The sequence below is a fragment of the Cryptosporangium minutisporangium genome, assembly GCF_039536245.1.
GTDB classification, from domain to species: Bacteria; Actinomycetota; Actinomycetes; order Mycobacteriales; family Cryptosporangiaceae; genus Cryptosporangium; species Cryptosporangium minutisporangium.
The window spans coordinates 95,443-121,961 of record NZ_BAAAYN010000012.1 but is presented as its reverse complement, the minus strand read 5'-3'; the positions used below and the strand labels follow the sequence as shown (position 1 = coordinate 121,961).

The 26,519-nt window shown below is 70.0% G+C and carries 29 protein-coding genes; 12 read left to right on the top strand and 17 right to left on the bottom strand.

Annotated features, from left to right (window positions below; all coding sequences use genetic code 11):
* Nucleotides 1-206: 206 nt before the first annotated feature.
* The 3 genes from ABEB28_RS10225 (at nucleotide 207) to ABEB28_RS10215 (ending at nucleotide 4,802) form a co-directional block, all read left to right on the top strand.
* Nucleotides 207-1,169, top strand: a complete 963-nt coding sequence (locus tag ABEB28_RS10225) for an anti-sigma factor RsbA family regulatory protein (protein ID WP_345727767.1) — start codon at nucleotides 207-209, stop codon at nucleotides 1,167-1,169.
* Between the two features lie 154 nt (nucleotides 1,170-1,323).
* Entirely contained in the window at nucleotides 1,324-2,778 is a 1,455-nt protein-coding gene (locus ABEB28_RS10220; RefSeq protein ID WP_345727766.1) for a sigma 54-interacting transcriptional regulator, read from the top strand.
* A 17-nt stretch (nucleotides 2,779-2,795) separates the two neighbouring features.
* Nucleotides 2,796-4,802: a vWA domain-containing protein gene (locus ABEB28_RS10215; protein WP_345727765.1), complete on the top strand. Its 2,007-nt coding sequence runs from the start codon at nucleotides 2,796-2,798 to the stop codon at nucleotides 4,800-4,802.
* A 135-nt stretch (nucleotides 4,803-4,937) separates the two neighbouring features.
* Here the strand turns inward: ABEB28_RS10215 and ABEB28_RS10210 are convergent, their stop codons facing one another.
* Nucleotides 4,938-5,456 (bottom strand): hypothetical protein, encoded by a 519-nt coding sequence (locus tag ABEB28_RS10210; RefSeq protein WP_345727764.1) that lies wholly within the window; start codon nucleotides 5,454-5,456, stop codon nucleotides 4,938-4,940.
* Nucleotides 5,457-5,722: 266 nt separating this feature from the next.
* Here ABEB28_RS10210 and ABEB28_RS10205 point away from each other — a divergent pair, with 266 nt between their 5' ends.
* Nucleotides 5,723-6,274 (top strand): DUF2269 family protein, encoded by a 552-nt coding sequence (locus ABEB28_RS10205; protein ID WP_345727763.1) that lies wholly within the window; start codon nucleotides 5,723-5,725, stop codon nucleotides 6,272-6,274.
* On the opposite strand, the gene ABEB28_RS10200 is transcribed toward ABEB28_RS10205, so the two are convergent.
* From ABEB28_RS10200 to yczE, 3 genes are read right to left on the bottom strand one after another with little or no spacing between them, the layout of a single operon-like run.
* Nucleotides 6,249-7,610 carry an amidase gene (locus ABEB28_RS10200; RefSeq protein ID WP_345727761.1) on the bottom strand — a complete coding sequence of 454 codons (1,362 nt, stop codon included), beginning with the start codon at nucleotides 7,608-7,610 and terminating at the stop codon, nucleotides 6,249-6,251. The two genes, ABEB28_RS10205 and ABEB28_RS10200, sit on opposite strands and share 26 nt — an antisense overlap.
* Nucleotides 7,607-8,749 (bottom strand): cystathionine gamma-synthase, encoded by a 1,143-nt coding sequence (locus ABEB28_RS10195; protein WP_345727760.1) that lies wholly within the window; start codon nucleotides 8,747-8,749, stop codon nucleotides 7,607-7,609. The genes ABEB28_RS10200 and ABEB28_RS10195 overlap by 4 nt, the downstream gene beginning before the upstream one ends.
* 10 nt (nucleotides 8,750-8,759) lie before the next feature.
* The gene (gene yczE, locus ABEB28_RS10190) at nucleotides 8,760-9,341 is read right to left on the bottom strand and encodes a membrane protein YczE (RefSeq protein ID WP_345727881.1); all 582 of its coding nucleotides are present in this window, start codon (nucleotides 9,339-9,341) and stop codon (nucleotides 8,760-8,762) included.
* A gap of 142 nt (nucleotides 9,342-9,483) precedes the next feature.
* On the opposite strand from yczE, the gene yczR reads away from it, so the two are divergent.
* Nucleotides 9,484-10,917, top strand: a complete 1,434-nt coding sequence (gene yczR / locus ABEB28_RS10185; RefSeq protein ID WP_345727759.1) for a MocR-like transcription factor YczR — start codon at nucleotides 9,484-9,486, stop codon at nucleotides 10,915-10,917.
* Between the two features lie 87 nt (nucleotides 10,918-11,004).
* Nucleotides 11,005-11,700: a peptide-methionine (S)-S-oxide reductase MsrA gene (gene msrA / locus ABEB28_RS10180; RefSeq protein ID WP_345727758.1), complete on the top strand. Its 696-nt coding sequence runs from the start codon at nucleotides 11,005-11,007 to the stop codon at nucleotides 11,698-11,700.
* Nucleotides 11,701-11,756: 56 nt separating this feature from the next.
* Here the strand turns inward: msrA and ABEB28_RS10175 are convergent, their stop codons facing one another.
* Together ABEB28_RS10175 and ABEB28_RS10170 are read right to left on the bottom strand one after the other, a co-directional pair.
* On the bottom strand, nucleotides 11,757-12,188 hold the full coding sequence (locus ABEB28_RS10175) for a type II toxin-antitoxin system VapC family toxin (RefSeq protein ID WP_345727757.1): 432 nt from the start codon (nucleotides 12,186-12,188) through the stop codon (nucleotides 11,757-11,759).
* On the bottom strand, nucleotides 12,185-12,367 hold the full coding sequence (locus ABEB28_RS10170) for a hypothetical protein (RefSeq protein ID WP_073258907.1): 183 nt from the start codon (nucleotides 12,365-12,367) through the stop codon (nucleotides 12,185-12,187). Before ABEB28_RS10170 ends, ABEB28_RS10175 begins: the two co-directional genes overlap by 4 nt.
* Nucleotides 12,368-12,962: 595 nt before the next feature.
* Here ABEB28_RS10170 and ABEB28_RS10165 point away from each other — a divergent pair.
* Nucleotides 12,963-13,733 (top strand): HAD family hydrolase, encoded by a 771-nt coding sequence (locus ABEB28_RS10165; RefSeq protein ID WP_345727756.1) that lies wholly within the window; start codon nucleotides 12,963-12,965, stop codon nucleotides 13,731-13,733.
* 161 nt (nucleotides 13,734-13,894) lie between these two features.
* Here the strand turns inward: ABEB28_RS10165 and ABEB28_RS10160 are convergent, their stop codons facing one another.
* The 8 genes from ABEB28_RS10160 to ABEB28_RS10125 all read right to left on the bottom strand — a co-directional run bounded on the left by ABEB28_RS10160 (nucleotide 13,895) and on the right by ABEB28_RS10125 (nucleotide 20,547).
* The gene (locus ABEB28_RS10160) at nucleotides 13,895-14,305 is read right to left on the bottom strand and encodes a hypothetical protein (protein WP_345727755.1); all 411 of its coding nucleotides are present in this window, start codon (nucleotides 14,303-14,305) and stop codon (nucleotides 13,895-13,897) included.
* A gap of 818 nt (nucleotides 14,306-15,123) precedes the next feature.
* Nucleotides 15,124-15,393, bottom strand: a complete 270-nt coding sequence (locus ABEB28_RS10155; RefSeq protein ID WP_345727754.1) for a hypothetical protein — start codon at nucleotides 15,391-15,393, stop codon at nucleotides 15,124-15,126.
* Between the two features lie 483 nt (nucleotides 15,394-15,876).
* On the bottom strand, nucleotides 15,877-16,185 hold the full coding sequence (locus ABEB28_RS10150; protein ID WP_345727753.1) for a YciI family protein: 309 nt from the start codon (nucleotides 16,183-16,185) through the stop codon (nucleotides 15,877-15,879).
* Nucleotides 16,182-16,667 carry an SRPBCC domain-containing protein gene (locus ABEB28_RS10145; protein ID WP_345727752.1) on the bottom strand — a complete coding sequence of 162 codons (486 nt, stop codon included), beginning with the start codon at nucleotides 16,665-16,667 and terminating at the stop codon, nucleotides 16,182-16,184. Before ABEB28_RS10145 ends, ABEB28_RS10150 begins: the two co-directional genes overlap by 4 nt.
* Nucleotides 16,657-16,989, bottom strand: a complete 333-nt coding sequence (locus ABEB28_RS10140; RefSeq protein ID WP_345727751.1) for an ArsR/SmtB family transcription factor — start codon at nucleotides 16,987-16,989, stop codon at nucleotides 16,657-16,659. The genes ABEB28_RS10145 and ABEB28_RS10140 overlap by 11 nt, the downstream gene beginning before the upstream one ends.
* Complete coding sequence (locus ABEB28_RS10135) at nucleotides 16,980-17,336, bottom strand: VOC family protein (protein ID WP_345727750.1); 357 nt, start codon at nucleotides 17,334-17,336, stop codon at nucleotides 16,980-16,982. Before ABEB28_RS10135 ends, ABEB28_RS10140 begins: the two co-directional genes overlap by 10 nt.
* A gap of 72 nt (nucleotides 17,337-17,408) precedes the next feature.
* Entirely contained in the window at nucleotides 17,409-18,908 is a 1,500-nt protein-coding gene (gene rox, locus ABEB28_RS10130) for a rifampin monooxygenase (RefSeq protein WP_345727749.1), read from the bottom strand.
* A gap of 214 nt (nucleotides 18,909-19,122) precedes the next feature.
* Nucleotides 19,123-20,547 carry an aminotransferase-like domain-containing protein gene (locus ABEB28_RS10125; RefSeq protein ID WP_345727748.1) on the bottom strand — a complete coding sequence of 475 codons (1,425 nt, stop codon included), beginning with the start codon at nucleotides 20,545-20,547 and terminating at the stop codon, nucleotides 19,123-19,125.
* Between the two features lie 64 nt (nucleotides 20,548-20,611).
* Here ABEB28_RS10125 and ABEB28_RS10120 point away from each other — a divergent pair, with 64 nt between their 5' ends.
* On the top strand, nucleotides 20,612-21,712 hold the full coding sequence (locus tag ABEB28_RS10120) for a pyridoxal phosphate-dependent aminotransferase (protein WP_345727747.1): 1,101 nt from the start codon (nucleotides 20,612-20,614) through the stop codon (nucleotides 21,710-21,712).
* A gap of 89 nt (nucleotides 21,713-21,801) precedes the next feature.
* Entirely contained in the window at nucleotides 21,802-22,260 is a 459-nt protein-coding gene (locus tag ABEB28_RS10115; RefSeq protein WP_345727746.1) for a DUF4440 domain-containing protein, read from the top strand.
* A gap of 97 nt (nucleotides 22,261-22,357) precedes the next feature.
* On the opposite strand, the gene ABEB28_RS10110 is transcribed toward ABEB28_RS10115, so the two are convergent.
* A complete protein-coding gene (locus tag ABEB28_RS10110) occupies nucleotides 22,358-23,035 on the bottom strand; it encodes a TetR/AcrR family transcriptional regulator C-terminal domain-containing protein (protein ID WP_345727745.1) in 678 nt (225 codons plus the stop codon).
* 121 nt (nucleotides 23,036-23,156) lie between these two features.
* On the opposite strand from ABEB28_RS10110, the gene ABEB28_RS10105 reads away from it, so the two are divergent.
* The 3 genes from ABEB28_RS10105 to ABEB28_RS10095 all read left to right on the top strand — a co-directional run bounded on the left by ABEB28_RS10105 (nucleotide 23,157) and on the right by ABEB28_RS10095 (nucleotide 24,668).
* The gene (locus tag ABEB28_RS10105) at nucleotides 23,157-23,675 is read left to right on the top strand and encodes a hypothetical protein (protein WP_345727744.1); all 519 of its coding nucleotides are present in this window, start codon (nucleotides 23,157-23,159) and stop codon (nucleotides 23,673-23,675) included.
* 145 nt (nucleotides 23,676-23,820) lie between these two features.
* Complete coding sequence (locus ABEB28_RS10100) at nucleotides 23,821-24,255, top strand: DUF1579 family protein (RefSeq protein ID WP_345727743.1); 435 nt, start codon at nucleotides 23,821-23,823, stop codon at nucleotides 24,253-24,255.
* A gap of 17 nt (nucleotides 24,256-24,272) precedes the next feature.
* Entirely contained in the window at nucleotides 24,273-24,668 is a 396-nt protein-coding gene (locus tag ABEB28_RS10095; protein ID WP_345727742.1) for a RidA family protein, read from the top strand.
* A gap of 6 nt (nucleotides 24,669-24,674) precedes the next feature.
* Here ABEB28_RS10095 and ABEB28_RS10090 read toward each other — a convergent pair whose 3' ends face one another.
* Both ABEB28_RS10090 and ABEB28_RS10085 read right to left on the bottom strand, forming a co-directional pair.
* Nucleotides 24,675-25,643 carry an ABC transporter permease subunit gene (locus ABEB28_RS10090; RefSeq protein WP_345727741.1) on the bottom strand — a complete coding sequence of 323 codons (969 nt, stop codon included), beginning with the start codon at nucleotides 25,641-25,643 and terminating at the stop codon, nucleotides 24,675-24,677.
* A complete protein-coding gene (locus ABEB28_RS10085) occupies nucleotides 25,640-26,476 on the bottom strand; it encodes an ABC transporter ATP-binding protein (protein ID WP_345727740.1) in 837 nt (278 codons plus the stop codon). Before ABEB28_RS10085 ends, ABEB28_RS10090 begins: the two co-directional genes overlap by 4 nt.
* Nucleotides 26,477-26,519 lie beyond the last annotated feature (43 nt).

Genomic DNA, 26,519 nt, shown 5'->3' with positions numbered 1-26,519 from the left:
CACTCTTGGGTGGTTGGTGTACCTCTGGTGCCGGGGGTGCTGCGAGGGGCGAAGAACGGTGGTTACCCTGACCGGCGCCGGTGCGATTACTAATCCGGTATGCGGGTAGTGCCGGTGCATCTGGGAGACGACGGGCAGGAGACGACTGTGCGCTCTGCGGTGGGAGCCGTTCAGCGGGTTCCCCGCCTGACTCCTTCGGGTCGGCCTTGACCGCCGCACAGATCGATGGCGATCCGCCCCCCGGCGCGGGGCCGATGCTCGAACACCACGCGCTCGTCTACTCCTCCGTCGACGATTTCCTCGGATGCGCGACCGAGTACGTCCGGCAGGGCATCGCTGCGGGTGACACCGTCGTGGTGGCGAGCCCGCGTGCCGCCGAGCTGACCGCGGCGCTGGGCTCCCTGGCCACCCGCGTCGAGGTGGTCGACGACCGGGAATGGCACCGCGTACCGGCCTGGACGATCGGCGGCTACGCCCGGCGGGCCGAACGGTGCGCGCGCCGTGGGCAGCGTCTGCGGGTGCTCACCGAGATCCGCTGGGACGACCGGACCGGCGGCGCGGAGTGGGAGGACTACGAGTCGGTGCTGAACACCGCACTCGCCGGCCTACCCGTCGACCTCTGCTGCGCCTACGACGCCAGCGTTCTCGACCCGGGAGTGCTGGAGGTGGCTCACCACACCCACCCCTCGACGATGGGCACGTCGGGCGTCTCGAACTCGTCGGTCTACGTCCCGGCGGCGGAGTTCCTGGCCGCGCGTCCGCAGCCGGCACGGCTGGTCGTACCGGCCGACGCGATGACGATCGAGTTCCACGCGGCGGAGATCCCGACCGTCCGGCAGGCCACGCTGGGCTGGGCGCGGGACGCCGGGATGGTCGAGGACGACGCGCAGGAGTTCCTGATCGCGATCTACGAGATCGCGAGCAACGCCGTCGAGCACGGCGGCGGCCTGGGCGTCGGACGCTTCTGGCGGGACGGCGACTGCCTGTACTGCGACATCTGGAGCGCCCAGCCGATCGTCAACTCGCTGGTCGCCGGGTACCGCCCGCCGGGGACTGCGCAGGAGCGGGGACGCGGCCTGTGGCTAGCCCGGCAAATCTGCCAACGAGTCACGATCTACGACGGAGACGGCGCGACCGTGCAATTGGTGCGTTCCATCTCGTCCCCGTGACTGCGTTCTTCGTAGCCCGTGACTGCGTTCTTCGTAGCCCGTGACTGCGTTCTTCGTAGCCCGTGACTGCTGAGGTCGGCTGAGGTCGAGGCGCCGAAGGCGGAAAAGGGTGCACAGCCTCGCAAGGCTCGGGATTCCGACGTAGCGTCGGACCGTGACGCGTGATGCCTCGGCGGCCGAGGCGGCAGCCCGGCCCGAACCGACCACTCTCGGCGCCCTGCGGGACGCCGGGACCCCCTACCGCGGCGTGAAAGCCGAAATCCGGCACAACCTGCTGGCCCGGCTGCGGGCCGGCGAACCCTCCGTCCCCGGAATCCTCGGATTCGACGACACGGTCCTCCCCGAGCTGGAGCGGGCTCTGCTCGCCGGCCACGACCTGGTACTGCTCGGCGAACGCGGCCAGGGCAAGACCCGGCTGATCCGGTCGCTGGTCTCCCTGCTCGACGAGTGGACCCCGGTGATCGCCGGCTCCGAACTCAATGACCACCCGTTCGCGCCGATCAGCGTGTACGGGCAGAACCTCGTCGCCGAACTCGGCGACGCCACACCGGTCGAGTGGCTGCACCGCTCGTTCCGCTACGGCGAGAAGCTCGCCACCCCGGACACGTCCGTCGGTGACCTGATCGGCGACGTCGACCCGATCAAGGTCGCCCAGGGCCGAACGCTCGGCGACCCGGAGACCATCCACTACGGACTGGTCCCCCGCACCAACCGCGGCATCATCGCCGTGAACGAACTCCCCGACCTGGCCGAGCGGATCCAGGTCTCGCTGCTCAACGTGCTCGAGGAGCGGGACGTCCAGGTCCGCGGTTACACGCTGCGCCTGCCGCTCGACCTGCTCGTGGTCGCCAGCGCGAACCCCGAGGACTACACGAACCGCGGGCGCATCATCACGCCCCTCAAGGACAGGTTCGGCGCGGAGATCCGCACGCACTACCCGCTCGACCTCACCGGCGAACTGGCCGTGATCGAGCAGGAGGCGCTGGTCACCTGGCCGGACGAGCCGCTGGGTGAGCCGGTCGTGCCCGACCACCTGCGGGAGGTCATCGCCCGCTTCACCCGGGAGGTCCGGGAGGCACCGCAGGTCGACCAGCGGTCCGGCGTCTCGGCCCGGTTCGCGATCGCCGCGCTGGAGACCGTCGCCGCCTCCGCGGTGCGGCGGGCGGCCCGGACCGGCGAGACACCGGTCGCCCGGGTCAGCGACCTGCCCTCGGTGGTTCCGGCCAGCCGGGGCAAGGTGGAGTTCGCCGATCTCTCCGGCGACCTGGAGGACGGCCGGGAGATCGAGGTCCTCGACCATCTGCTCCGTCGTGCGGTGGCCAGGACGTTCCGGCGGTACCTGGCCGGCGTCGACCTCTCCGGGCTGCAGACGAAGTTCGAAGGCGGCAGCACGGTGATGGCCGGCGAGAACGTCGCCGCCGCCGACCTGCTACACCAGCTCGGCACGGTGCCCGGCCTGGCGCAGATCCTCGAACGGCTCGGCGTGCCCGACGGGGCGGAGTCGCCGGGTCTGGCCGCCGCCGCGGTCGAGTTCGCGATGGAAGGGCTCCACCTCAACCGCCGGCTGGCCAAGGACGTGGCCGACGGTCAGACCCTCTACGGTTCCTGACCCCGAGGGGGTAGACGATGACCGCAGAACCGCTGGAACCCCCACCGCCCCCTCGCCGACGCGGCGGGTACCGGTACGGCCGCTGGTCGGGCGGTGCCGACCCGCTCGCGCCGCCGTTCGACGTCCGCGAAGCACTGGACGGGATCGGCGACGACATCCTGGCCGGCTCGACGCCGGCCGACGCACTGCGTCGGCTGCTGCAGCGCGGCCGGGACGGCCTCTCCGGGCTGGACGACCTGCGCCGACGGCTACGCCGCCGACGTGACCAACTGCGCCGTTCCGGGCGCCTGGACGGCACCCTGGAGCAGGTCCGGGAGCTGCTCGACCAGGCGCTCGAGGCGGAGAAGCGTGCGTTGTTCGCCGATCCCGACGATCTGGCGCGCTTCGACGAAGCCGAGCTGGACGCTCTGCCGAGCGAAACCGCGAGCGCCGTCCGCGCGCTGGCTGACCGGCAGTGGCGCTCCCCCGAGGCCGCGAGCAAGTACCAGGAGATCCAGGACCTGCTGCGCCGGGAGGTGCTCGACAGCCAGTTCTCCGGGATGAAGCAGGCGCTCGAGAACGCCTCGCCCGAGGACATGCAGCGCGTCCGGGACATGATCGCGGACCTCAACGATCTGCTCAGCAAGCACGCGCGGGGCGAGGCCGGTCAGGACGACCTCGACCGGTTCCTCGACCGGCACGGCGAGTTCTTCCCGGAGCGGCCGAACAGCATCGACGAGCTGATCGACCAGCTGGCGCGGCGGGCCGCCGCTACTCAGCGGATGATGGACGGCCTCACGGCCGAGCAACGGGCCGAGCTGGGCAGCCTGATGGACTCCATGTTCGGCGGGGACCTCGGGCTCTCCACCGAGCTGGAGCGGCTCAACCAGCAGCTCCGGGCCGCCCGTCCGGACCTGCGGTGGGGCGGCGACCCACGGATGTCCGGCCAGGAAGGCATGGGGATGGGCGACGCCACCAGCGCGATCGCCGAACTCTCCGACGTCGAGTCGCTGGACCGGCAACTCGGTCAGCAGTACGCCGGTGCCGGCTTGGACGACGTCGACGAAGAGCTCGTGCAGCGCGCGCTGGGGCGGGAGGCCGTCGACGACCTGGCCAACCTGCGACGGATCGAGCGGGAGCTGACCCGGCAGGGGTGGCTGCAGAACCGCAACGGTCAGTTGGAGCTGGCGCCGAAGGCGCTGCGTCGGCTAGGCGCCACGGCGCTGCGGCGGGTGTTCGCCCAGCTGCACGACGGGCCGCGCGGCGATCACGACATCCCGGACGCGGGCGGAGCGGGCGAGCTGACCGGCAGCAGCCGGGGCTGGCAGTTCGGCGACACCCAGCCGCTGGACGTCGTCCGCACCGTGCGGAACGCCGTCCTCCGCGCCGGGCCCTCGGCCGACGGCGTCGGGCTGATCGTGGACGACTTCGAGGTCGTGGAGACCGAGCAGCGGTCACGGGCGGCGGTCGCGCTGCTGGTCGACCTGTCGTACTCGATGGAGCTGAACGGGACGTGGGGCGCGGCGAAGTCGACCGCGCTCGCGCTGCACCACCTGGTCACCACCCGGTACCCGCAGGACTCGATCGAGCTGATCGGGTTCAGCCAGTACGCCCGGCCGCTGCGCCCGGCGGAGCTGGCCGGGCTGGACTTCGACCCGGTGCAGGGCACGAACCTGCAGCACGCGCTGATGCTGGCGCGGCGGCACCTGTCCCGGCACGGCGACGCCGAGCCGATCCTGCTGGTGGTGACCGACGGGGAGCCGACCGCTCACCTGGAGCGGGACGGCGAAGCGGTGTTCATGTGGCCGCCGATGCCGGAGACGCTGGCGCTGACGCTGGCCGAGGTCGACAAGGCCACCCGGTCGGGCATCGCGATCAACGTGTTCATGCTGGGCGAGGATCCGCGGTTGATCGACTTCATGACCGAGGTGGCGCGCCGGAACGGTGGCCGGATCTTCACGTCCGACGCCGACAACCTGGGCGAGTACGTCGTCCGAGACTTCCTCAAACGCCGCACCGCCATAGCCGCCGGCCGCCGCCGCTAGCAGCTCGGCAGTTGTAGTGCTACGGACCTGGAGCCCGTCCAGGGCGACGCTGGCATCCGCGCGCAAGGCCGCCTCGACCTTTGTGTGGTCTCAAGGCCTTGCGCGCGGCTGTCAGCGTCGTTCTGGGCGGGCCGCCTACAGGGTGAGGATCTCGATTTCGCAGATGTACCAGCCGCGGTCTTGGACGACCTGCATGCGCATGGGGAACGGGCGGTCGTCGGGCTCGCCGGTCCGTTTCTCCACGACCCTCAACGTGACGTCCATGTCGAGCTCGACCTCGTCCGCACTGCGACGGGTCTCCTTGGTGATGCGCCACGAGATGTCGTCCAGCTCCTGGCCGAAGTCGACCAGGCCGCTGTTGAACTCGCGCAGGATCGCGCTCGCCTGGTAGCGCTTCGGCTCGCAGAGCGCCTGCTCGAACTCGTTGATGCTGTTCTGCGCCATGCTGCGCAGCAACTGCTCGGCGGCGACCTTCGGGCTCTCCGGGCCGACCGTGCTGGAGCGATGGACCAGCACCGCGGTCACGGACGTGATCGTCAACGAGAACACGACCGCCGCCGCGCTCGCCAGCAGAATGCGCCGGCGGCGTCGGCGCTTCCGTCGGCGCTCATAGCTCCGGCTCCGCAACTCCGGGGGCGGAGGCGCAGCTCGCATGGGTCGCCCTCCAGGCCGTGACCTACGTCTCTCTTGTCAGCGGAGTTCACAGTAATACCGTCAACTTCCGCCTGTAGGGCAAATACACAGTCGTTACCGCGTGCTTTGTGACCACCGCACATGGGTAGTCAGCCGGGCAAACAACTCCTGGTTAAGGTGTCCGCCATGACCGTGTACCCCGGCCGCCTCCTCCGCTCCGCTCCTCGGGCGCTAGGGCGCCCTGCGATGCTCCCCCCGTCTGCTGCTAACACGGCGGAGGCGACCTCATGACCACGTTCGTGTTGACCTTGCACGTGCTCGCTGCGGTCTTCCTCATCGGACCGATGGCGATCGCTCCGATGATGGGGATGCGGGCCATCCGTCGGCACGACGCGCGCGGGGTCCACGAGGCGGCGCGCACGACGACGCTCTACACGCTGCTCTCCCTGGTGGTCGCGGGGCTGGGCTTCCTGCTCACCGCGGTCGGCAGCGAACGGTGGTCGTTCAGTGACGCGTGGATCGTCATCTCGATCACCCTCTACGTCATCGCGCTGCTCCTCGGCATCGGCGTGGTGGCGCCGGGACTGACCGGCGCCGCGCGCCTGCTCGACGCGTCCACGACGGTGCCGGCGACGCCGATCGATGCCGCCGGCGACTCCACGACGCCGGAGAGCGCCGCACCCGTCACCGAGCCGGCCGGAACCGATACGGCCACGATCGACGTCGAGGCCCGGCGCAAGGTCGACTCCGCCTACGGACGGATCGCGGCCTCCAGCGGCGTCGTCTCGCTGCTCCTGTTGATCATCGTCGTCCTCATGGTCGTGCAGCCGTTCGAGTGATCACCTCATCGGGGTGCCGCTTCCACGGCAGCACCTCGGCGAGCTGCGCGGCGGTGCCGAGCAGCAGGTCTTCGCTGCCGGGCGGGCCGACGAGCTGCACCGAGGCCGGCGCTCCGTCCGCGCGGACGCCGGCCGGCACCGCCAACGCCGGGAACGAAGCGAGGTTCCAGAGGTTGGGGTAGGGCGCCGTCCGGGTGGACATCTGGGCGTTCGTCCACCAGGGCTTGGTCGACCACGCCTCCGCCTTCGCCGGCGGACGCGCCAGCACCGGCGCGACCAGTACGTCGATGTCGTCGAAGAAGCTCAGCGCCCGTTCGCGCCACCGGTCCCGCTGGGCTTCGTCGACCAGTCCGGCCCGCAGGGCCGCGCGTCCGAGCGCCACGTGCGTCCGGGTGCGCGGCTGCAGCGCCGACTCGTCGATGTTCGCCGGCAGTTCGGCGGCCACGGCACCCACCCAGTAGGCCCCCGCCAGCGTCTGCAGCGACACGGGGACGCGCGGGTGCCGCGCGAACGTCGAGTGCCCGGCGAGCGCGAGCGCCCGACCGACACGGTGCAGGCCGGCGACGGTCTCCGCGTCCGGCGGGGCGAACACCACCGGCGTACGGGACGACACCGCGATCCGGAGCCGATCTCGCGGCCGTACCGGCGCGACCGGCTGGCCGGCCATCACGGCGAGCCCGAGCGCGATGTCCTCGACGGTCGTTGCGAGCACACCGTGCTCGGACAGGCCCAGCCAGCCCTCGCCGTCGACGTGCGGGGTGACGCCACCGCCCGGCTTGAGGCCGAGCAGGCCGCAGCAGGCGGCCGGGATCCGGATCGACCCCATGCCGTCGCTGCCGTGGGCGAGCGGCACCATGCCCGCCGAGACCGCGGCCGCCGCTCCGCCGGACGAGCCACCGGCGCTGTAGCGGGGGTCCCACGGACTGCGGGCGATGTCCTCCGGGTCATCGCTCGTCGGGAAGATGCACAGCTCCGGCACCCGGGTCAGCCCGATGACGACCGCGCCGGCGGCCCGCCACCGGGCGACCAGCGGATGATCCTCGGTCGCCGGCTCCCGTGAGGTGGCGAGTGACCCGTCGGCGCGGACTTCGCCGGCGACGTCGACGTGGTCCTTGATCGCCACCGGCACGCCCGCCAGCGGCAGGTCCGCGCGGTCCGGGCGCTGGTCGACGGCGTCGGCCTCGGCCAGCGCCTCGACGGCCCGCACGCGACGGAACGCGCCGTACCGGGGGTCGACGCGGTGGATGTGGGCGAGGTGTGCGGTGATCACTTCACGGGCGGTGGTGCGCCCCTCCCGAACCGCCGCGGCGATGTCGGTGGCGGTGGCACCGATCATGCGAGGGCCTGCAGCAGGTCACCGATCAGGTCGTCGACGTTCTCGATGCCCACCGAGAGGCGGACCAGGTCGTCCGGGACCTCGAGCGGGGAGCCCGCGACGCTCTGGTGCGTCATCTTGCCGGGGTGCTCGATCAGCGACTCGACGCCACCGAGCGACTCGGCCAGCGTGAAGAGTTTGGTCTTCGCGCAGACCTGGAGTGCGGTGTCCACTCCGCCGCGGAGCTGGATGCCGACCATGCCCCCGAACCGGCGCATCTGCTTGGCGGCCGTCTCGTGCCCGGGGTGCTCGGCCAGGCCCGGATAACGGACCGCGGCCACGGCCGGGTGGCTCTGGAGGGTCTCGACGATGCGCTCGGCGTTGTCGCAGTGACGCTCCATCCGGACCGCGAGCGTCTTGATCCCGCGCAGCGTCAGCCAGGAGTCGAACGGGCCGGCGATCGCGCCCACCGCGTTCTGGTGGTAGCCGACCTTCTCGGCGAGCGCGGCGTCCTTCACCACGAGGGCCCCGCCGACCACGTCGGAGTGACCGCCGATGTACTTCGTCGTCGAGTGCACGACGGCGTCCGCGCCCAGGGCGAGCGGCTGCTGCAGGTACGGCGAGGCGAACGTGTTGTCGACGACGAGCAGCGCGCCGGCGTCGTGTGCGATCCCGGCCAGCGCGGCGATGTCGGCGATGCCGAGCAGCGGGTTCGTCGGCGTCTCGCACCAGACCACGGCGGTCTCCGGGCGGATCGCCGCCCGTACCGCGTCGAGATCGGCCAGGTCGACCGACGTGTGGGTGATCCCCCAGTTCGACAGCACGCCGGCGATCAGCCGGTAGCTGCCGCCGTAGGCGTCACCGGGCAGCAGCACGTGCGCACCGGGCCGGGCCACCGACCGCAGCAGCGTGTCTTCCGCGGCGAGCCCGGACGCGAACGCGAACGCCCGGCTCCCGCCCTCCAGCGCGGCCAGGCACTCCTCCAGCGCCGCCCGCGTGGGGTTGCCGCTGCGTGCGTACTCGTAGCCGTTGCGCAGACCGCCGACGCCATCCTGCTTGAACGTCGAGGACAGGTGCAGCGGAGGAACCACGGCGCCGGTCGTCGGATCGGCCTCCTGCCCGGCGTGGATGGCGAGCGTCTCGAAGCCAAGTTCACTCATGGCGTCGAGCCTATGCCGCGGCGGGCAGGCCGCCTCCTTCGGAGGACGGCGGTTCGGTCGCCGACGTCGCTGCGCCGCCCACCGTGAGCAGCGGAAGGGTCACGTGGACGACCGGACCGATGCTGACGGCGTACAGCACGGTGCCGATGCCGACCGTGCCGCCGAGCAGCCACCCGACCGCGAGCACGGTCAGCTCGAGGCCGGTGCGGACCAGCCGGATCGACCAGCCGGTCTTGGCGACCACCCCGGTCATCAGGCCGTCCCGCGGCCCGGGGCCGAGCCCCGCGCCGATGTAACAGCCTCCAGCGATGCCGTTCAGCAGGATGCCCGCCACCAGGAACGTCCAGCGGCCGGGCAGCCACGTCATGGTGGGCAGCAGCCACAGCGAAGCGTCGACCGCCAAGCCGATCACCACGACGTTGCTGAGGGTGCCCAACCCGGGCCGCTGCCGCAGCGGGATCCAGAACAGCAGGACCGCTGCCCCGACCACGATCGTCACCGTGCCGAAGCTCCACGGGACGTGCGTCGCGATGCCCTGGTGGAAGGCGTCCCACGGGTCGAGACCGAGGTCGGCGCGGAGCATCAGGGCCATCGAGAATCCGTAGAGGGCGAGCCCGACGTAGAGCTGCGCGAGCCGGCGGGGCCGATGGTCGGAGGGCAACAGGCTGTTCACGGGCTCTACCGTTACCCCAATTGGCCTTCTATCCAATAGCCAATTTCGGGATAGTGGACTGGTGAACACCGATCGTCGGGTCAACGGCCTCCATCTGGTACGCCTCCTGGGCGACTGGCGCAGCGGGGCGGTGCCGACTGCCTACGCGGGTTTGGCGAGCCGGCTGCGGCTGCTGATCCTGGACGGACGGGTGCCGTTGCACACCCGCGTCCCGGCCGAACGCGAGCTCGCCGACGCCCTCGGCGTGTCCCGCACGACGGTCGCGGCGGCCTACGAGCGGCTACGGGAGGACGGTTTTCTGCACAGTCGACGCGGCGCGGGCACCTGGACCGATCTGCCGTCCACCGGGGTGTCGGCCGCCGGCCCGGTGGCGACGCTCGTCGACGACGACGACCTGATCGATCTCGCGCACGCGGCACCACCGGCGCCCGCCGAGTGGCTGCACGCCGCCGCGGAGTGCGCGATCACCCAGCTCACCCGCTACCTGCCCACCCACGGGTACGACCCGCTCGGGCTGTCCGCGCTGCGGTCCGCGGTCGCCGATCGGTACACCGCCCGCGGAGCGACCACCACTCCCGACCAGGTGCTGGTCACGGCCGGCGCCCAGCACGCGTTCGCGCTCACACTGCGCGCGTTGGCGTCGCCGGGCGACCGGATCGTGGTCGAGCACCCGACGTACCCGAACGCGTTGGAGGCGGTGCGGCGGGCGGGTTGCCGCCCGGTGCCGGTGCCGTTCGGACCGGACGGGTGGGACCTGGAGATGCTCGCGGCGACGATCCGGCACACCGCACCTCGGCTGGCATACCTGGTGCCGGACTTCCAGAACCCGACGGGTTTCTGCATGTCGGCCGAGGACCGGGCGTCGCTGGTGGCGCTCGCCGCGCGAACCGGGACGACGCTGGTGATCGACGAGACCGTGGCGGAGTTGTGGCTCGACCGGCCGACGCCGCCACCCGTGTCGTCGGAACTGGTGGTGACCACCGGCTCGGCCAGCAAAATGTTCTGGGGCGGGCTGCGGGTGGGCTGGCTACGGGCTTCCCCGACGATGGTGCGCCGGCTGGGGGCGGCCCGGGCGTCGATGGACCTGGCCAGCCCGATCCTCGAACAGCTGATAGCGACCGATCTGGTGCCTCGTACGGTCGAGATCGCGGAGGATCGCCGGGAGTGGCTCCGCTCCTCGCGAGCCCGGATGCACGAGCGGCTCGCGTTGCGGCTGCCCTCGTGGAAGCCGAACGCGCCGACCGGCGGACTGGGATTCTGGGTTGACCTCGGCGCGCCGATCGCCTCGGCCCTGGCCATCTCCGCGGAGCGGCACGGGGTGGCGCTGGCAGCCGGGCCCCGGTTCGGCCTGGACGGTGCGTTCGAGCGTTTCGTCCGACTGCCGTACACGCTCGACGCGGAGGCGCTCGACCTGGCGGTCGACCGACTGGCCGCGGCGTACCTCGCACTGGGCGGCGAGGTGCTGGACGATCTACCGTTGCGCGGCGTGACCTGAGTCTCCTGGAACAGCGGGCAGTGTCGCCGCGTTGAGCTGGACGTGGGCCGGGAAGACCCGGTCCCGCTGAATCGCAGGAGGCGAAACATGCTGTTCGGCCGCAGCAAGTCCGAGCTGATCGACGCGGCGAACGCGCTCCCCGGCCGGGCACAGCCGCTGCCGGTCGCCGACCGCCACACCGTGCTCGACACCCCGCTGACCGGCCCGTGGCCGGAGGGTTACGAGACCGCCGTCTTCGGGATGGGCTGTTTCTGGGGCGTGGAGCGCATCTTCTGGCGGATCCCCGGTGTGTACTCCACCGCGGCCGGTTACGCCGGCGGCTTCACGCAGAACCCCACGTACGAGGAGGTCTGCTCCGGGATGACCGGGCACGCCGAGGTCGTGCTCGTCGTCTACGACCCGGCGAAGGTCTCCTACGAGACGCTGCTCAAGGCGTTCTGGGAGAACCACGACCCGACGCAGGGCATGCGGCAGGGCAACGACCGCGGGACCCAGTACCGCTCGGCCATCTACACCACCACCGACGCCCAGGCCGCCGCCGCCGAGGCGAGCCGCGAGGTGTTCCAGCCGGTGGTCACCGCGGCCGGACTCGGCGAGATCACGACGGCGATCGCGCCGCTCGGCGAGTTCTATTACGCCGAGGACTACCACCAGCAGTATCTGTCCAACGCAAAAAACCCGAACGGCTACTGCAACCACGGCCCCAATGGGCTCAGCTGCCCCGTGGGTATCGCCAACGTGCCGGCCCAGACCTCCATCGAGGCTCCTGGCGCAGCGCACTGACGCACTAGCTGTCCCATGACGACGGGCGGTCCGGCACACAGCCGGGCCGCCCGTACTCAATCCGGAAGCAGCCTGAGGCGCTGACCCTTCGGCAGGTGTCGCGGCGCCACCACGCTGAAGTCGCGACGATCGAGCGCGGCGACCTCGCGAAGGTCTAATCGCTCGGCGAGCGCAACGACGCAGGCATCCACCGCCTGTAAGCGGAGTGATGCGTAGGTGCTGAGGAGCTCCGACATCCGCCGGTAGTCGTAGGGCGAGACCTCTACTACGCGCAACTCGTCCTCGGCGATCGCAGCGCAGAAGTCTGCCGCCAGCCCTTGACTCCCCCGCCGTCGCGGGTCGGACAGCAGGTGGCAGATCTCCGTCACCGCGAGCGACGGGACGACGAGTCTGGTCCAGTTCTCGACGAGGAACCGAGAGCATCGCTCGTGGTTGTCGTCCGCCTCGTTGAAGGCCGCGACGAGCGGCCCCGTATCGCAGAGGATCACGCCGAGGCTGCTCCGCCCGCCTGCTGCTCCTGCGGATACGCCAGGTATTTGTCGTGGTTCTGCGCGAGATCCGCAGGTCCACGCAGCGAACCCACCAGCCGGGCAAGGTGCCGGGGCAACTTTCGCTCGTTCGCAGGCTCTTCGTCGTCCCGCTTCGGCGAGTCCGGTTGGTCTGCCATACGTGGAGTGTAAGCGCCGGTCATCACGTCTCCAGCCGCCGAACGCCGACTTGTGGACAACCTGCTCGCTCACGGTGCTGGGGCCGCCCGCCCGCATCACTGACGCGCCAAGGCTAGACACAGGCAGTACGCCACTTCATGCCGCGGGGCGTGCGCCCGAACACCCCGGCATCAGCCCTCGACCGACCCGCCTTTGAGTTCCGCCGGGGCCGCAATGTTCACTCCCCCAGCGAAACGAGCCGGCGCGACCCGTCTCGTCACCGCAGCTCACAGCGCCACAGCTGCGCTAAAACAAACCGGACAAGTACCACCAGCAGTATCTCTCGAGTGCAAAACCCGAACGGTTACTGCAACCACGGGCCGAACGGGCTCATCTGCCCCATCGGTGTGGGAAACATGCCCGCCCAGACGTCGATCGAGGTCCCGGGCGCCGCGCACTTACGCGATAGCACTACGCACGACGACGGGCGGTCCGACGATCAGTCGGGCCGCTCGTTTCGTTCGCGGCCGATGACACGTGTCTCGGCGAGACTCACGACGCTGTCGGTCGGTCGGCGTCAACGAGTGGCCGCTGCGTTCGTCGCGCAGGCTTGCAGTGATCGCCCTCGCGCTGGCCCATGACACCCTAGAGGCCGTGGACGAACATCCAACGGATGATTCAGACCAAAGCCAATGGCCTGATACGGACCCAAAACAGCTCGACGTGCTGCTGAGCGAACCACGGCGCATCCTGCTCAGCTTCGACGGACCGGTCTGCGATCTCTTCCCCGGACGCTCCGCGCCTACGGTCGTCGATGACCTGCGCCTACTCGTCACGAACCTCGGGATGACGCTGCCTAACGCCTTCGACCGCGTCACCGACCCTCACGAATACTTCCGGTGGGCAGCTAGCAGCAGGCACCCCGATCTTCCTCACCTCGTCGACCAAATGCTGACCGCCGCCGAACTCCGAGCCGCAGTCACTGCCGAACCGACGCCTGGCGTGATCGACTTCCTGCATGCCTGCCAGACGTCCGGGCGAACCGTCGCCATCATCAGCACTCGGACCAGCGGCGAGGCAGTGAAATCGCTTCTCGCCAGGTTCGGGCTAACGCGACTGGTCTCGGACATAGCAGGACGACACCATCCAACAGCGGGAAGCAGCGAGCCAGTGAAGACTCCGGTGTGGCGCTTGCTTCGCACGCTCAACACCGAAGCGACCCACGCCGTCTTGATCGGCGGCTCGGACACCGACATCCGCGCAGCACACTTCGCCGGAATCCGATCAATCGGCTATGCGCCGAATCCCGACAAGAAAAAGCTTCTCGCGGGTGCGAGACCGACGATGATCGTCGCCGCGATGGAAGTTCTCACCGGACGTCCGTAGCAGCTTCGCCGAAGTAGACATCTACCACCAGCAGTATCTCTCAAGTGCAAGAACCCGAACGGTTACTGCAACCACGGCCCCAACGGGGTCATCGGAGCCAGAGCACGATCGCGGCGATGGTGAGTTCTGACTGGTAGTCGGCCATCCGTTCGGCGTAGCGGTCAGGCGGGAGGTAGGTGGCCCCGAGCGCTCCAGGCGGCCGTCGTGACTATCGTCGAGCCCACCGCCAGCCCGACGAACAGCAGACCGGCGCCGACCACCCACAGCCCCGTCACGTCCGCGGAGCCAGCCCACCGCGACCAGACACCGGTGAACGTCAGGGTCAGGACGACCGGTGGGATCCACGGCCACAGCGTCAACCCACCGACCACTGCGATCGCGACCAGCGTCAGGCCGCACCCGACGACCTGCCATGACTGATACGGCCCGGACGCATCCCCGGTCACTGGGTCGACCTGGTACTCGTTGTCCCAACCCAGCCAGGACCACCAGGTGACCGCGGTCGCCACCGCGACCGCCAGCGCCCCGGCCAGTTGGACCATCGGGCCGCCGCGCGCACTCGTCAACGTCATGGGCCGATCCTGGCCAGGTTTACGTCGACGCGGATGAGTAGAACTGCGGAGACCGACGCAGAGCGGGCCCCCGCCTGCTTATCCGTTGCCTCGCTCCGCAGATCGCGCCGGACTTCCCAGCAGAATCGGACGAACCAGCCCGCCGCCACCACAGCGCAGCCCGCGGCCAGCACTGTCTGCTGAAACGCCTCTCGGTGCCAGCCCGCCGCCGAGTAGGCCGACGCGGCGGACGAGCCCTGCCGCCCGGCAAGCGCCACCATTGCGAGGACGAGCACGGCGGTGAACCACGGGCCCAACAGGACATGACGACTCACGTAAGACCCCCGTCAGCAGGCCGCTCCCTGAGCTCAGGAAAGCACTCAGCTTCGACGTATGGCGTCAGCCCGGCAACCGCCCCTTTCGGGATCTCAACCGTTTGCCGACTCGTCAACGCATCGGAGCCCTGCGAGACGTTGCCTTCTCGTCAAATAATTGGACGTCGTCGCATGAAGCCCCCTACATGCAGCCGAGCGATGGCGGACCCGATTCCCCATTGCGTTCCAGCTAGCACGACGGAACGGCCACCCGCGGTTACCTCGTACTGCCACTTTTCAAGAGGTCGACCGCCGATCTCGCGGTGCCCCAGCGAGCCGTAGAGACGGTGCTGTCGCGCCGGGTTCACCGGCGCGGTTGGCCTCTCGGTGAGGACGATCCACGCTTCCCATGTGTTCGACTTCGCCGACTGACACAGGGCCTCCCAACCTTGCGCAGCTTCGGAGGTGGCGAACCGAGCCTCCCAACCTCCTGGCTTTCCGGGCGGCGCGACTCGGTCGCCGCGCTTAGCCGCCATCCGAGTCCGCTTCAACTGGGGCCGGGACCGGGCGGAGGTCATCGTTCAGCGGGCCGCTCAGCTGACGCAGGAGGTCGGGGTCGGCGTAGACCGTGGCCGTCGCCTTCCATCCTCGGAGCAGCTCCACCGGGACCGACCACTGGCCCAGTTCGGCGGAAATCCTTGCCGCCTTGATGAAGTCAGCCACGAACTGCTTGACGTCATCCGCCGGCAGAAGGCTCAGCCAGGCGAACTCCTCGGTCAGAGCCTCGGCCGCCACCTCGATCGGCGGATCGGTCCCGCAACTTCGCTCGGCAATGGGTCCTGATCCACTGGCGCGAGCACATACCGCCAGACCCCTGCTCGGAGTGCGAGTACGAGATCGAGCACGAGGACCCGGACGCCAGGCCCCTTTCGGGATCTCAACCGATTGCCGACTCGTCAACGCATCGGAGCCCTACGAGACGTTGGCTTCTCGTCAAACGATTGCGTCGCCATCGTCAGCCCTGTGGTACGCGCCGATCACTGTCACGAGCCGGGCAGCGGATGATTCGGGTGGGCCTCGGGTGTATCGCTCATTGGAACAAGCTAGGTGCGGCATCGAGGCTCTTGCGATTCCAGATGCGTGCAGCCGAGTAACCCGGTATCGCGAGAACTTCACCAGCACGACGCCTAGAACCCACCGCGGGCGGCCCAGCGAATTAGCCGGGCCGCCCGCGTCACGTCCGCCGTGCACGGACCTGGGTGGGCCTACTTCCCCAGGTCAGCGCGTTGCCGCTGGGACCGGGCGGACGAAGCCGCCCGGCATCGGATGGAACTTGGCGGTCATACCCGAGCGGACAGCCGGGTCATTGGCCGCGATCTGCTCGATGTGGGCCTGATCGTCGGCCTCGACCACGGCCAGGCCGTACGGGCCGGCCGGATCCAGCACCGCACCGAAGCACACCGCCACGCCGTCGGCCAACAGCCCTTTCCAGTACTCGGTGTGTGCTGCCATCGCGGCCTTCTCGTCGTCGGTCATGTCGGTGACGAAGCTCGGCCGAGGGGACAGCAAGTTGTAGGCGTAGATCATGAGGTGGACTCCCGGAAATGCTCGAGGATCAGGGACCAACCCGTGTTGTAGGTGCCGCCGAGATAGCCGCCGCCGGGCAGCGCGCAGTCCTTGGCCAGGTCGGCTTCGGACATGGCTTCCCAGCCGCGGTGTTCGACCTCGACGCGGGTCAAAGCCGGACCGAGCGGTTTGAACCGCAGCTCCACCTCGGTGGCTGCGCTGGTCATCCGCCAGTTCATGACGAACCTGCGCGGCGGTTCCCAGGCGACCACCTCGGCCCACTGCACGGTGGTGTCGTCGTCCCAGCGCTCGTAGACGGTGCCGCCGACGTGCTGCTCGAACACCACGTCCACGGCCCGGTCGGGGTCGGCGGACATCGGGCGCAGCGGCCACCACTGGCCGATCGTGCTGACGAACGACGAGAAGGTATGGGCGACGTCCCGCCGGACGAGCGTGGCCTGGCGGACCGGTGGGCGCAGCGACGCTACGGGTTCAGCCTGCACCGCGCACCTCCTGATCTGCCGCGTCGCCCTCAGCCAGGCCGCGCGCGATGTCCAGCGATGATGCCCACATGTCGTCGAGCAGGCGCCGCAGCGCGTCCAGGCCGTCCGGCCGGGCGCGGTAGAGCCGACGGGTCCCGTCGCGGCGCTCGCTCAGCAGCCCCGCGCCCTTGAGCACGGACAGGTGTTGGCTCACGGCCGTGCGGGTGACGTCGAACGCCGCGGCGATCTCACCCGCGGCCAGCTCGTCGCGCGCGACGAGTTGCAGGATTTCTCGCCGACGCGGTTCAGCTAGAGCTTTCAAGGTCTGATCGATCAGCTCCACAGGCCCACTTTGTTTCCGTCGGGATCCAGGAACATGGCGAATTTGCCGTAGTCGCCCGGCAGGTCCTGCGGCTCGACGATCGTGGTCCCGCCGAGCTTCGTCGCCTTCTGCAGGTAGGCGTCCAAGTCGTCGACGCGGGCGTAGATCCGGACCCCAGGTCCGTCCTCCTCGGACGCCGGCCCGATACCGCCCCCGACCGCGTCCTCCCCGTTGCCGGTGTCGACCAGCGCGTAACCGCCCATGGCCGGGTCCGCGTCGGTCGTCCAGTCGAAGAGCTCGCCGTAGAAGCGTCTTGCCCGCTCGGCGTCGTCGCTGATGACCTCGAAAAACACGATCGGCGCGCCCATGTGGCCTCCCTCATTGGTTAGTGATGACTAACGTTAGCCACTACTAACGCATTGGTCAAGGGCGCGTAACCGTCAGCCGGGCACTTCTCCGTTGGCGGGTTCGCCGAACCAACGGGCGAGGTGGTCGTCCAGGTCCGGCTGGTCGTCGCCGATCCAGGCGACGTGGCCGTCGGAGCGGAGGAGGACGCACGGAACGTCCAGTGCCGCAGTGGGATCCGCGAGGTAGTCGACCCGGTCCGCCCAGCCGCCGACCGTCAGGCGCTCGGTGCGGTCCAGCAGCAGGCCGCGGCCGCGATGCAGCAGACCGTAGAGGCGGCCCTGCTTCACGTCGATGTCGTGCAGGCGGCGGCCGAGCAGGTCGGGGCCTTCGCCGAAGTCGTACCGGATGCCGATCGCGGTGATCTTCTCGATCAGGTAGCGGTTCACCTCGTTGAAGTCCATCAGTTCGGTGAGCAGCCTGCGCACGGCCTGCGGGCCCGGCTCGCCCGCCGACAGTTCCAGCTGGGCACGGGTGTTCTCCAGCACGCTCTCGGCGACCGGATGACGCTCCGCGTGGTAGGTGTCGAGCAATGTGTCCGGTGCCCAGTCGCGGACCTGCGCGGCCAGTTTCCAGCCGAGGTTGAATGCGTCCTGAACGCCGAGGTTGAGGCCCTGTCCGCCGGCGGGTGGATGGATGTGCGCCGCATCGCCGGCCAGCAGCACCCGCCCGACCCGATAACGTTCGGCTAGCCGGGTCGCATCACCGAAGCGGGACAGCCAGCGCGGAGAGTGCGCGCCGAAATCGGTTCCGGCGATGGTGCGCAGCTGGTGTGTGAAGTCTTCGAGGGTGGGCGGTTCCGCGCGATCGCTGACTCCTGCAGCCGGGATCACGACGCGATAGACCCCACCGCCCGCGGGGCCGATGCTGAAGACCTGGTGGGTCTCGCGGATCTCGGTCACCGTGGCAGCGATCTCCTCCGGCGGCGCACCCATTTCCATCTCGCCCATCAGCGTCTCGCTCCGCGCGGGCTCGCCGGGGAAGCCGACGCCGAGCAGTTTGCGCACCGTGCTGCGCCCGCCGTCACAGCCGACGAGATAGCGCGCCCGCAGCTGTTCCCCGTCGGCCAGCTCGACGGTGACGCCCTCGTCGTCCTGCGCGAAATCGGCCACCGCACAACCTCGCCGGACCTGCGCACCCAGTGCGATCGCATGTTCTTCGAGCAGGCGAACGATGACCGGCTGCGGGATGCCCAGCAGATAGGCGTACTCGGAATCCAAGCCCTCGGGCACCGGCTTGGGGATCGCGGCGAAGAAGCCGGCGGCCGGGCGCTTTCTTCCGTGTTCGAGGATGCGCTCCAGCAGTCCGCGCATCGCCATCAGCTCGAGACTGCGGATGTGTAGACCGACTATGCGGACGAACGACGCGGGCTCGGTGTCCTTCTCCAGAACGAGGACCCGCACGTCGTGCAGCCGCAATTCGGCGGCGAGCATCGCGCCGGTCGGTCCGCACCCGGCGATGATCACGTCGAAGACGACGGGAGCACGATCGACGCCGGCGGCGGAGGGCTCGGCGGCGGAGGGCAGAGAGTGCATGGGCGTTGCCTTTCGGGAGGCCTTGGGTGAGGCGCTCCCGGCGACACCTACGTCAGTCGCCCGACCGTCCCGGGAAGAGGGAGCACCCACATCGAAACAGCGTTCATGGGTCTCACCTCCTCGGGTGGTTTCGCGGTCAACGGCAAGCTACAAGCCCGGCATCGTCCCGTCCAACCCTTTCCCCAGCCAACCCGACGGCACAGCTGGCACGTCTTCAGATCGCCAGTGGTGGCGGCCCGCCGATCCGATCGGAGGACGGCTCGTAGGCCTGCCACGCGGCAGCGAGACGCCGGACGGCCTCGCTCGACTCGTCCGGCGAAGCCAGGAAGTGCATGCGTACGTACTCCGTGCTGCCGCCGCTCGCGTCCAGACCGACGCCGGGCAGCACGGCGACCCCATAACGCAGCGCATGCTGGGCGAACGAGCCGCCGTCGCCGCGCGGGAGGCGAATCCAGAGGGTCTGACCGCCGCGAACCGCCGGTACCTCCCAGTCCGGAAGTGCGCGCGCGAGCTCGGCCCGGAGATGGTCGTGCCGGGCGCGACGTTGCGCGGCCCCGCGCTCGCGCACCGCGTCCAGATCAGACAGGAGCCTGGCCGCGGCGAGCTGTGCGGGCACGTTGCCTCCCAGGTCCTGCACGGCCCGCAGACGGCCCAGCCGGGCCACCATCGGGGTCGGAGCCCGCAGCCAGCCGATCCGCAGCCCGCCCCAGACCGTCTTGCTCAACGACCCGATCGTGATCACCTGGTCGCCGTAGGCGGCCAGCGGCGCCGGCGGGCGTTCGCCGGGAAACCCCAGGTCGGCGAGGACCTCGTCCTCGATGAGGACGACGCCGACCGCGGCGGCGTCCCGCACGAGCCGCCGGCGGGACGATTCGGGTAGTACCGCGCCCGTCGGGTTGTGGAACGTCGGGATCGCGTACACGAGGGTCGGGCGGTGCGTGGCGAGGGCGGCGCGAAGTCCGGGGAGCCCGATCGGCAGCGTGCGGAGCACGGCGGCCTCCTCGCGGAAGGCTTCCAGCGCCCCGGGATAGGTCGGCGCTTCCACGAGGACCCGGTCGCCCGGACGGAGCAGCGCGCGGGCGATCAGCGAGATGGCCTGCTGCCCTCCGGTGGTGATCAAGATCTGCTCCGACGCGGTGGGCACGCCGCGGTCGGTGTACCGGGCGGCGATCGCGCGACGAAGTTCCGCGTGCCCCAGAGGGTGGTAGCCGATGTCGCCGACCGTGTCCGCGAGCGCCGGCAGCATGCGGGCATAGGCGTCGACGAGTTCCGGCGGCGGCGCGTCGGGCGCTGCGCAGGCCATCAGGATCACGCCGTCCCGAGGCTCGAGCAGATGCAGGAACGCCGGCGCGTCGGTCGTTTGCCGCGCGGGCACGGCCGCAGGCCCCGCGACTCTCGTGCCGCTGCCCTGCCGACGGACGATGCGTCCCTCGACGGTCAACTGGTCGTACGCCGCGACGACCGTCGTACGCCCGACCGCCAGCGCGGCCGCCAACGCTCGATCGGGCGGTAGCTGGGCGCCCGGTGGCAGCTCGCCCTCGTCGATCAGTGTCCGGATCCGGGCGGCGAGCAGCAGGTAGAGCGGTCCACGCCCGGAGGACCACCGGCCGAGACGCTCCACGACGTTGATTGGCTCCATCGGCAAACCAATTTACCGTCATTGGATCTGCCGCACGCCGACGACCGCTCCGATCATCGAGGACATGACGACTCCCACCCTGAGCCCGATGACCGCCCTGATCGACCAGTCGGTGCGCTACGACCTGGCCGAGAGCACGGTCCCGGCCCTGCGAGTCGGCGACCTGGCCGAGATCTCGGCGCTCGCCGAGCTTCCGCTCGGCTACGGCACCACGCAGGGCGACGTCGAGCTGCGGGCGTTGATCGCGGCCGACGCGGGGATCGCGGCCGATCAGGTGTTGGTGACGGTCGGGGCGATCGAGGCGATGTTCCTCCTCGCCCAGGTCACGTGCCGTCCCGGAGACCGGGTGCTGCTCGCGGCACCGTGCTTTCCACCGGCCAGGGCGGTTCCCGAGGCGATCGGCGCGCAGGTCGACGTCGTGACGTTGTCGTTCGACGACGGCTACCGGTTGCCGCTCGACCGGATCGCCGGCGCCCTCACGCCGGAGACCCGGTTGGTGTCGTTGGCGTCCCCACAGAACCCGTCGGGCGTCCGATTCTCCGAGGAGGAGCTGCGCGGCCTGCTCGCCGCGGTGGCGAAGCGTGCGCCGAGCGCAGTGGTGCTGGTGGACGAGACCTACCGCGCGTCCACCTACGGCAACGCCCCAGTGCCCCCGTCGGCGGCCGGACTGTCGCCGCGCGTCGTCACCTGTTCGGCGCTGTCGAAGGCGCACGGCGCCCCTGGGCTCCGCATCGGCTGGCTGACCTCGAACGATCCGGAGTTCTACGCCCGACTGCGGGAAGCGAAGTTCCTCACCACGATCGCGTGCTCGTCCGTCGACGAGTTCCTCGCCGTGCAAGTGCTCCGTCAGCAGACGGAGATCCTGGCGCCTCGCGCGCAGCGCCTGCGGCGCTCGCTCGACCAACTACTGCGGTGGACGCAGGACCAGCCGGTGGAGATCGTTCGGCCGGACGGTGGCGCGCTCTGCTGCCTGCGTCTGCCTGCCGACAGATTCTCCGAGGACGCGGTCTCGACGTTCTACGCCCGCCTGGCAGCGCGGGACACGCGAGTGGCACCGGGCTCCTGGTTCGGCGAGCACGACCGGGTCTTCCGCGTCGGCTTCGGTCACCTCTCGACCGGCGACCTGGACGAAGCGCTCGGCCGAGTGGCGGAGGCGCTGGGCTGAAGGCATCCGCGCGATCACGATGAGATCCTTGTACGTAGTACGTTGTACACTGTACGAGGAACCTCCGATGCGCGTCCCCGAGGAGCAACGTGACCGAGCAGAACCCGCTCACCACCACCCCCTTCGTCCCGACGGACCAGGAGACAGACGCTCTGCTGGCATGGTTCGACCGCTACGACGCTCACGTCCGCCGCAACGACGTCCAGGCCATGGCCGACATGGCGCTCTTCCCTCTCGTCGTGATGACCAACGACTCGGCGGGCGAGTGCGTGGTCCGGGAGTGGGACCGAAGCACCTTCGTCCAGACCATGGACATGAGCGCGGACGGTTCCGACCCGTCGTCGATCACGATCGACAACCGCCGGCAGCCGGTCTTTCTCAACGCCGACATCGCCGTCGTGATCACGAACTCCGTCGTGACCGCAGGCGGCGAGAGCCACCACATGCGCTATGTGGACGTCATGGCCAAGAAGGCCGGCGAGTGGCGTTTCACCAGCATGGTCCAAGCGGGTTGGGGCGACGTGCTCCTGCACGCCGAGAGCGCCTGACGACATCGGGACCACGTCGGGCTCGGCGCCTCGATCGCGGGCGTCGAGCTCGGCTCGGGACAGTTCGACCGGGCCGATCGCGGTGTGTTCTTGCAGGTCAACGGTTCGATGCGCGGGACGCCTCCAGACCATCGAGGAGCGCGCGCAACCCGTGCTCGAACGTCTGCGCGGGTGCGGCGTTGTACTCCGCGGCCGGGCTGGTCAGTCGAGTTCGCAGCTGCGGGAACTGCATCGCGACCTCGGTCGCCTTGGTCAGCGTCTCCTGAATCAGCGCGTCGGCATCGCCGCCGTTGCGGCTCAATCGTCTGGTCAGTGACATCATGGCCGACGCGCCCAGCGCGTTGCCGAAGACGAACGTGAAGACGGCCGCCGCGGCCCGGTCGGCGTCCGGGCCGGCGAACCCACCTGCTTCGTAGACGGCGAGGCAGCGATCGTCGTACCGGGCTTTACCCGGGCCGTAGAACAGGTACGAGCCGAAGGCAGGCACCAGCCACGGGTGACGCATCAGCATGGCGTACAGCTCGGTCGCCAGCCCAACGGCCGGAGTGCGCCAGTCGTCCGGGTCCGGGGCGGGCAGCGCGATCTCGTTCCAGACCTCGTCGCCGGCGAGCACCATCAGCTTGTCCTTGTTGGACACGTGCCAGTAGACGGCGGTCGGCACGGCACCGAGGCGCTTCCCCAGCGCCCGCATGTTCAGGCCGTCCAGCCCGTCCTCGTCGAGCAGCTCGATCGCGGTCCGGACGATCTGCTCCTTCGTCAACACCTCGCGCGCCATGGCCTCACCCTACGACACGGCTTGAACTTAGTTCAAGACACCTCTTGCACTTAGTACAAGTCCACGGTTACGGTGGTCCTGCACTTAGTTCAAGTCGCCGTATCCGGCCCCGGAGGTCACCGTGAACGTGTTCGTCGCTGTCATGCAGGTGCTGGTCGCCGTCGCGTTCGTGAGCATCCCGGTGGTGCGTCGCCGCTACGGAGCCACCGCGATGGCCGGCGCCGAGGCCGAACTCGCGCGGCAGGGCGTCCGGAAGACCGTGCTCACCGAGCACGGGATGCGGTTCGACGCCGGAGGCCACGAGACCGCGGCTCCGGTCACGATCGCCGCGGTGATGCTGACGCTGGCGACGCTCAACCTGCTCGGCAGTGGTTGGTCCCATCCGCTGACCTGGGTGTTCCAGACGCTCGTCCTGCTCGGCAACGCGGTCATCCTGTACAGCAACCTGACCGCGGCGAAGTCCGTCCAGGCCGCCTTCGCCCGCAAGGGCGACCCGATGCTGGCTCGGATCGACGTTCCGGCCCTGCTCAAGGCTGCCGAGGACGGCTTCCCGGCCTGGACGTGGGTCCTGCAGAACGTCCGCCACGTGGTGGTCTTCGGGGCCTCCGCACTGGCCCTGGGCGCGCTCCTCGCCGCCTGACCCGTTCCGCCGTGCCCCGCCGGGTCTCCGGCGGGGCTCGCGGTCGCTTTAGTGGGACGAGGCCGGAACGTCGGCGGCGGAGATCGTCGCCGGGTTGCGGGCGATCGCCACCATGATCGAGAACACCGGCTGACTCGGAGGCACCATGGACAATCCCGACCTCAAGCCCTTCGAGCCACTCGTCGGCTTGTGGCGTTCGTCCGGCCGGACAGTGCCCGGCCGCTTCGGCCCGGCCGTCGAGATCGAGGGCACGGACGCCTACGAGTGGCTCGGCGACGGCTTCCTCGTGCACCACGTCGACGTCCGGATGGGCGACGAGCAGGTGCGCGTCATCGAGCTGATCGGCGAGTACGACCCGGCTAGCCGGACGTACGCCATGCGGGCCTTCGACAATGCCGGAACCGTGAGCGTGATGCGGGCGAGCGTCGATGCCGACGGCGTCTGGACGTTCGCGGACGCGAGCACCCGCGCCGTTCTCACGATCACCGCGGATGGCGGCACCATGGCGGCCCGCTGGGAGCGCACCGACGAGGACGGGAACTGGCACCACTGGATCGACATGCAGTTCGCCCGAGCCTGACCGCTAGGGTCCGCTTCATGACCGAGCGGCACACGATCCTCAGCGGTTCGACCTTCGAGGAGGAGATCGGCTACGCCCGCGCCGTCATGGACGGCGATCACGTCTACGTCTCCGGCACGACCGGGTTCGACTACTCCACGATGACGATCCCGGACGACGTCGTGGCGCAAGCCGAACAGTGCCTGCGCAACATCGGCGCGGCACTCGCCGAGGCGAAGTGCACGTTCGCGGACGTCGTCCGGGTTCGTTACCTGCTGCCGGACCGCAACGACTTCGAGCCGTGCTGGCCGGTGCTCCGCCGGTACTTCGGAGAGGTTCGTCCGGCCGCGACGATGCTCGTCGTCGGCCTCGCCGACCCACGCATGCGGATCGAGATCGAGGTCGACGCTCGCCGGCACACCCTGGCCGGGTAGCCGTCCTCAGGCCGGCCGACGGCGGACGCTCCACAGGGCGAGACCGGCGAGCAGCCCGGCTACGCCGACCAGCAGGCCCAGCTCGAGCCATTGGAACGTCCAGTACCGGTCGGCCGGGTGGTGGGCCACCCGGACGTGCAGGTCCAGCGCCTCCAGGCAGGCCGGTGCGCTCTCCGGCGACCGGGACACGCACGACCGGTAGGGGGCGAGGTCGACGACGTCGCCGTCCGGGCCGAGCAGCTTCGAGGTCGAGACCACCATGGCGCCCGGAATCGAGATCCCGCTGATCTCGGCGTCGGTCCCGAGGAACCGCAGGTTCGCGATTGCCTCCGCGGTCATCGGTACCGACGTCGTCACGGGTGTCCGCAGCTGCGGGCGGACGAGAGTCGGCACCACGATCTGCGCCACGACGACGAGCACCACGGTCAGCGCCATCGCCGGCAACGTCCGCCGGAGCAGCAAGCCGAGCGCGGCCCCCAGGACGAAGGCGAACAGCGGGTAACCGGCCGGAGCGAGGTTGCGCGTGCCGAACAGCAGCGCCGTGAACCGGTCGCCGGCGACCGCGTCGTAGGGGCTGGCAGCCCAGGTGAGCAGCGCGCTGAACAGCCCCGCGACCACCGCGCTCGCCACGCCGACGACCAGCAGTTTGACCAGCAGCCACCGTCGCCGGGTCACGCTCTGGTTCCACACCAGACGATGAGTTCCCGCCTCCACTTCCCGGGCGACCAGTGGAGCCCCCCAGAACGCCCCGATCACCGCCGGAAGCGCGAGCAGCCCGGCGTCGAGGAAGTAGAGCCGGTTCGCGAACCGGTCCTGGAACGGCGCGGCCAACCCACCGCAGTCGCTCTCGCACCGCACGAACGCGCTGTTCCGGATCTGGTACCCGACCACCACCAGGGTGACGGCGAGTGCCCCGAGCACGATGCCCGCGGCCAGCGCTTGCCCGCGGAACTGCCGCCAGCTCAGCCAGATCATCGGACGGCCCCCACAGCCCGGGTCAGGTAGGCCAGAGCGACGTCCTCCAGCGAAGCCGAGCGCGCCCCGGGCGGTGGCGATGCTGCCCGGACGACTCCGGCCGCGATCACGTCGGCGCCGGGTGGGACGGCGTCCACCCGGTGGTGGGAGGCGAGCAGGTCGCGCACGTCCCCCGCCACCTGGACCCGACCGTTCCCCAGCACGATCAGGTGATCGCAGACGCGCTCGACGTCCGAGAGCAGGTGCGAGGAGAGCACGGCGCTCGCGCCGAGCTCGGTGATCGACTCCCGCAGGTTCGCCAAGAACTCGACCCGCGCCAGCGGATCGAGAGCACCGGCCGGCTCGTCCAGGACGAGCAGCTCCGGACGCTTCGCCGCCGCCAGCGTCAGCGCGAGCCGGGCGCGCTGGCCGCCGGACAACCGGCCGGCTTTCTGGCCGGACGCCACCCCGGCCTCCGCCAGCCGCCGCTGGGCGAGCGGCGCGTCCCACCGCGGGTTGAGGTGGGCACCGAGCCGTAGGTGGTCGGCGACCGTCAGTCCGGAGTAGACCGGTGCGTCCTGGGCCACGAAGCCCACCTTGGCCAAGTGGCGGGCGTCGGACGCGGGGCGTGCGCCGAGCACCCGCAGCGAGCCGGACGACGGGGCGATCAGCCCGCACACGAGCTGGAGCAGCGTCGACTTGCCGGCACCGTTCGGACCGACCAGGCCGACGATCCGGCCGGCCGGAACCCGGAGGTCGCAGTCGACCAGGGCTACGCGGCGCCCGTAGCGCTTCCCGAGGCGCTGTGCCTCGAGGACGGGAGGCTGGGCCTCGAGGACGGGAGTTGGAGTCATGAGGGGCAGCCTCCGGCTCCGCAGGGGCTCGGAGCGCCCTGCC

What these genes read in the sequence shown, in the direction of transcription:
- ABEB28_RS10215 (WP_345727765.1), top strand. Translation starts at nt 2,796, where the DNA reads ATGACCGCAGAACCGCTGGAACCCCCACCGCCCCCTCGCCGACGCGGC.
- ABEB28_RS10210 (WP_345727764.1), bottom strand. Translation starts at nt 5,456, where the DNA reads ATGCGAGCTGCGCCTCCGCCCCCGGAGTTGCGGAGCCGGAGCTATGAG.
- ABEB28_RS10205 (WP_345727763.1), top strand. Translation starts at nt 5,723, where the DNA reads ATGACCACGTTCGTGTTGACCTTGCACGTGCTCGCTGCGGTCTTCCTC.
- ABEB28_RS10200 (WP_345727761.1), bottom strand. Translation starts at nt 7,610, where the DNA reads ATGATCGGTGCCACCGCCACCGACATCGCCGCGGCGGTTCGGGAGGGG.
- ABEB28_RS10195 (WP_345727760.1), bottom strand. Translation starts at nt 8,749, where the DNA reads ATGAGTGAACTTGGCTTCGAGACGCTCGCCATCCACGCCGGGCAGGAG.
- yczE (WP_345727881.1), bottom strand. Translation starts at nt 9,341, where the DNA reads ATGGCCCTGATGCTCCGCGCCGACCTCGGTCTCGACCCGTGGGACGCC.
- msrA (WP_345727758.1), top strand. Translation starts at nt 11,005, where the DNA reads ATGCTGTTCGGCCGCAGCAAGTCCGAGCTGATCGACGCGGCGAACGCG.
- ABEB28_RS10170 (WP_073258907.1), bottom strand. Translation starts at nt 12,367, where the DNA reads ATGGCAGACCAACCGGACTCGCCGAAGCGGGACGACGAAGAGCCTGCG.
- ABEB28_RS10160 (WP_345727755.1), bottom strand. Translation starts at nt 14,305, where the DNA reads ATGACGTTGACGAGTGCGCGCGGCGGCCCGATGGTCCAACTGGCCGGG.
- ABEB28_RS10150 (WP_345727753.1), bottom strand. Translation starts at nt 16,185, where the DNA reads ATGATCTACGCCTACAACTTGCTGTCCCCTCGGCCGAGCTTCGTCACC.
- ABEB28_RS10135 (WP_345727750.1), bottom strand. Translation starts at nt 17,336, where the DNA reads ATGGGCGCGCCGATCGTGTTTTTCGAGGTCATCAGCGACGACGCCGAG.
- rox (WP_345727749.1), bottom strand. Translation starts at nt 18,908, where the DNA reads ATGCACTCTCTGCCCTCCGCCGCCGAGCCCTCCGCCGCCGGCGTCGAT.
- ABEB28_RS10125 (WP_345727748.1), bottom strand. Translation starts at nt 20,547, where the DNA reads ATGGAGCCAATCAACGTCGTGGAGCGTCTCGGCCGGTGGTCCTCCGGG.
- ABEB28_RS10120 (WP_345727747.1), top strand. Translation starts at nt 20,612, where the DNA reads ATGACGACTCCCACCCTGAGCCCGATGACCGCCCTGATCGACCAGTCG.
- ABEB28_RS10110 (WP_345727745.1), bottom strand. Translation starts at nt 23,035, where the DNA reads ATGGCGCGCGAGGTGTTGACGAAGGAGCAGATCGTCCGGACCGCGATC.
- ABEB28_RS10100 (WP_345727743.1), top strand. Translation starts at nt 23,821, where the DNA reads ATGGACAATCCCGACCTCAAGCCCTTCGAGCCACTCGTCGGCTTGTGG.
- ABEB28_RS10095 (WP_345727742.1), top strand. Translation starts at nt 24,273, where the DNA reads ATGACCGAGCGGCACACGATCCTCAGCGGTTCGACCTTCGAGGAGGAG.
- ABEB28_RS10090 (WP_345727741.1), bottom strand. Translation starts at nt 25,643, where the DNA reads ATGATCTGGCTGAGCTGGCGGCAGTTCCGCGGGCAAGCGCTGGCCGCG.
- ABEB28_RS10085 (WP_345727740.1), bottom strand. Translation starts at nt 26,476, where the DNA reads ATGACTCCAACTCCCGTCCTCGAGGCCCAGCCTCCCGTCCTCGAGGCA.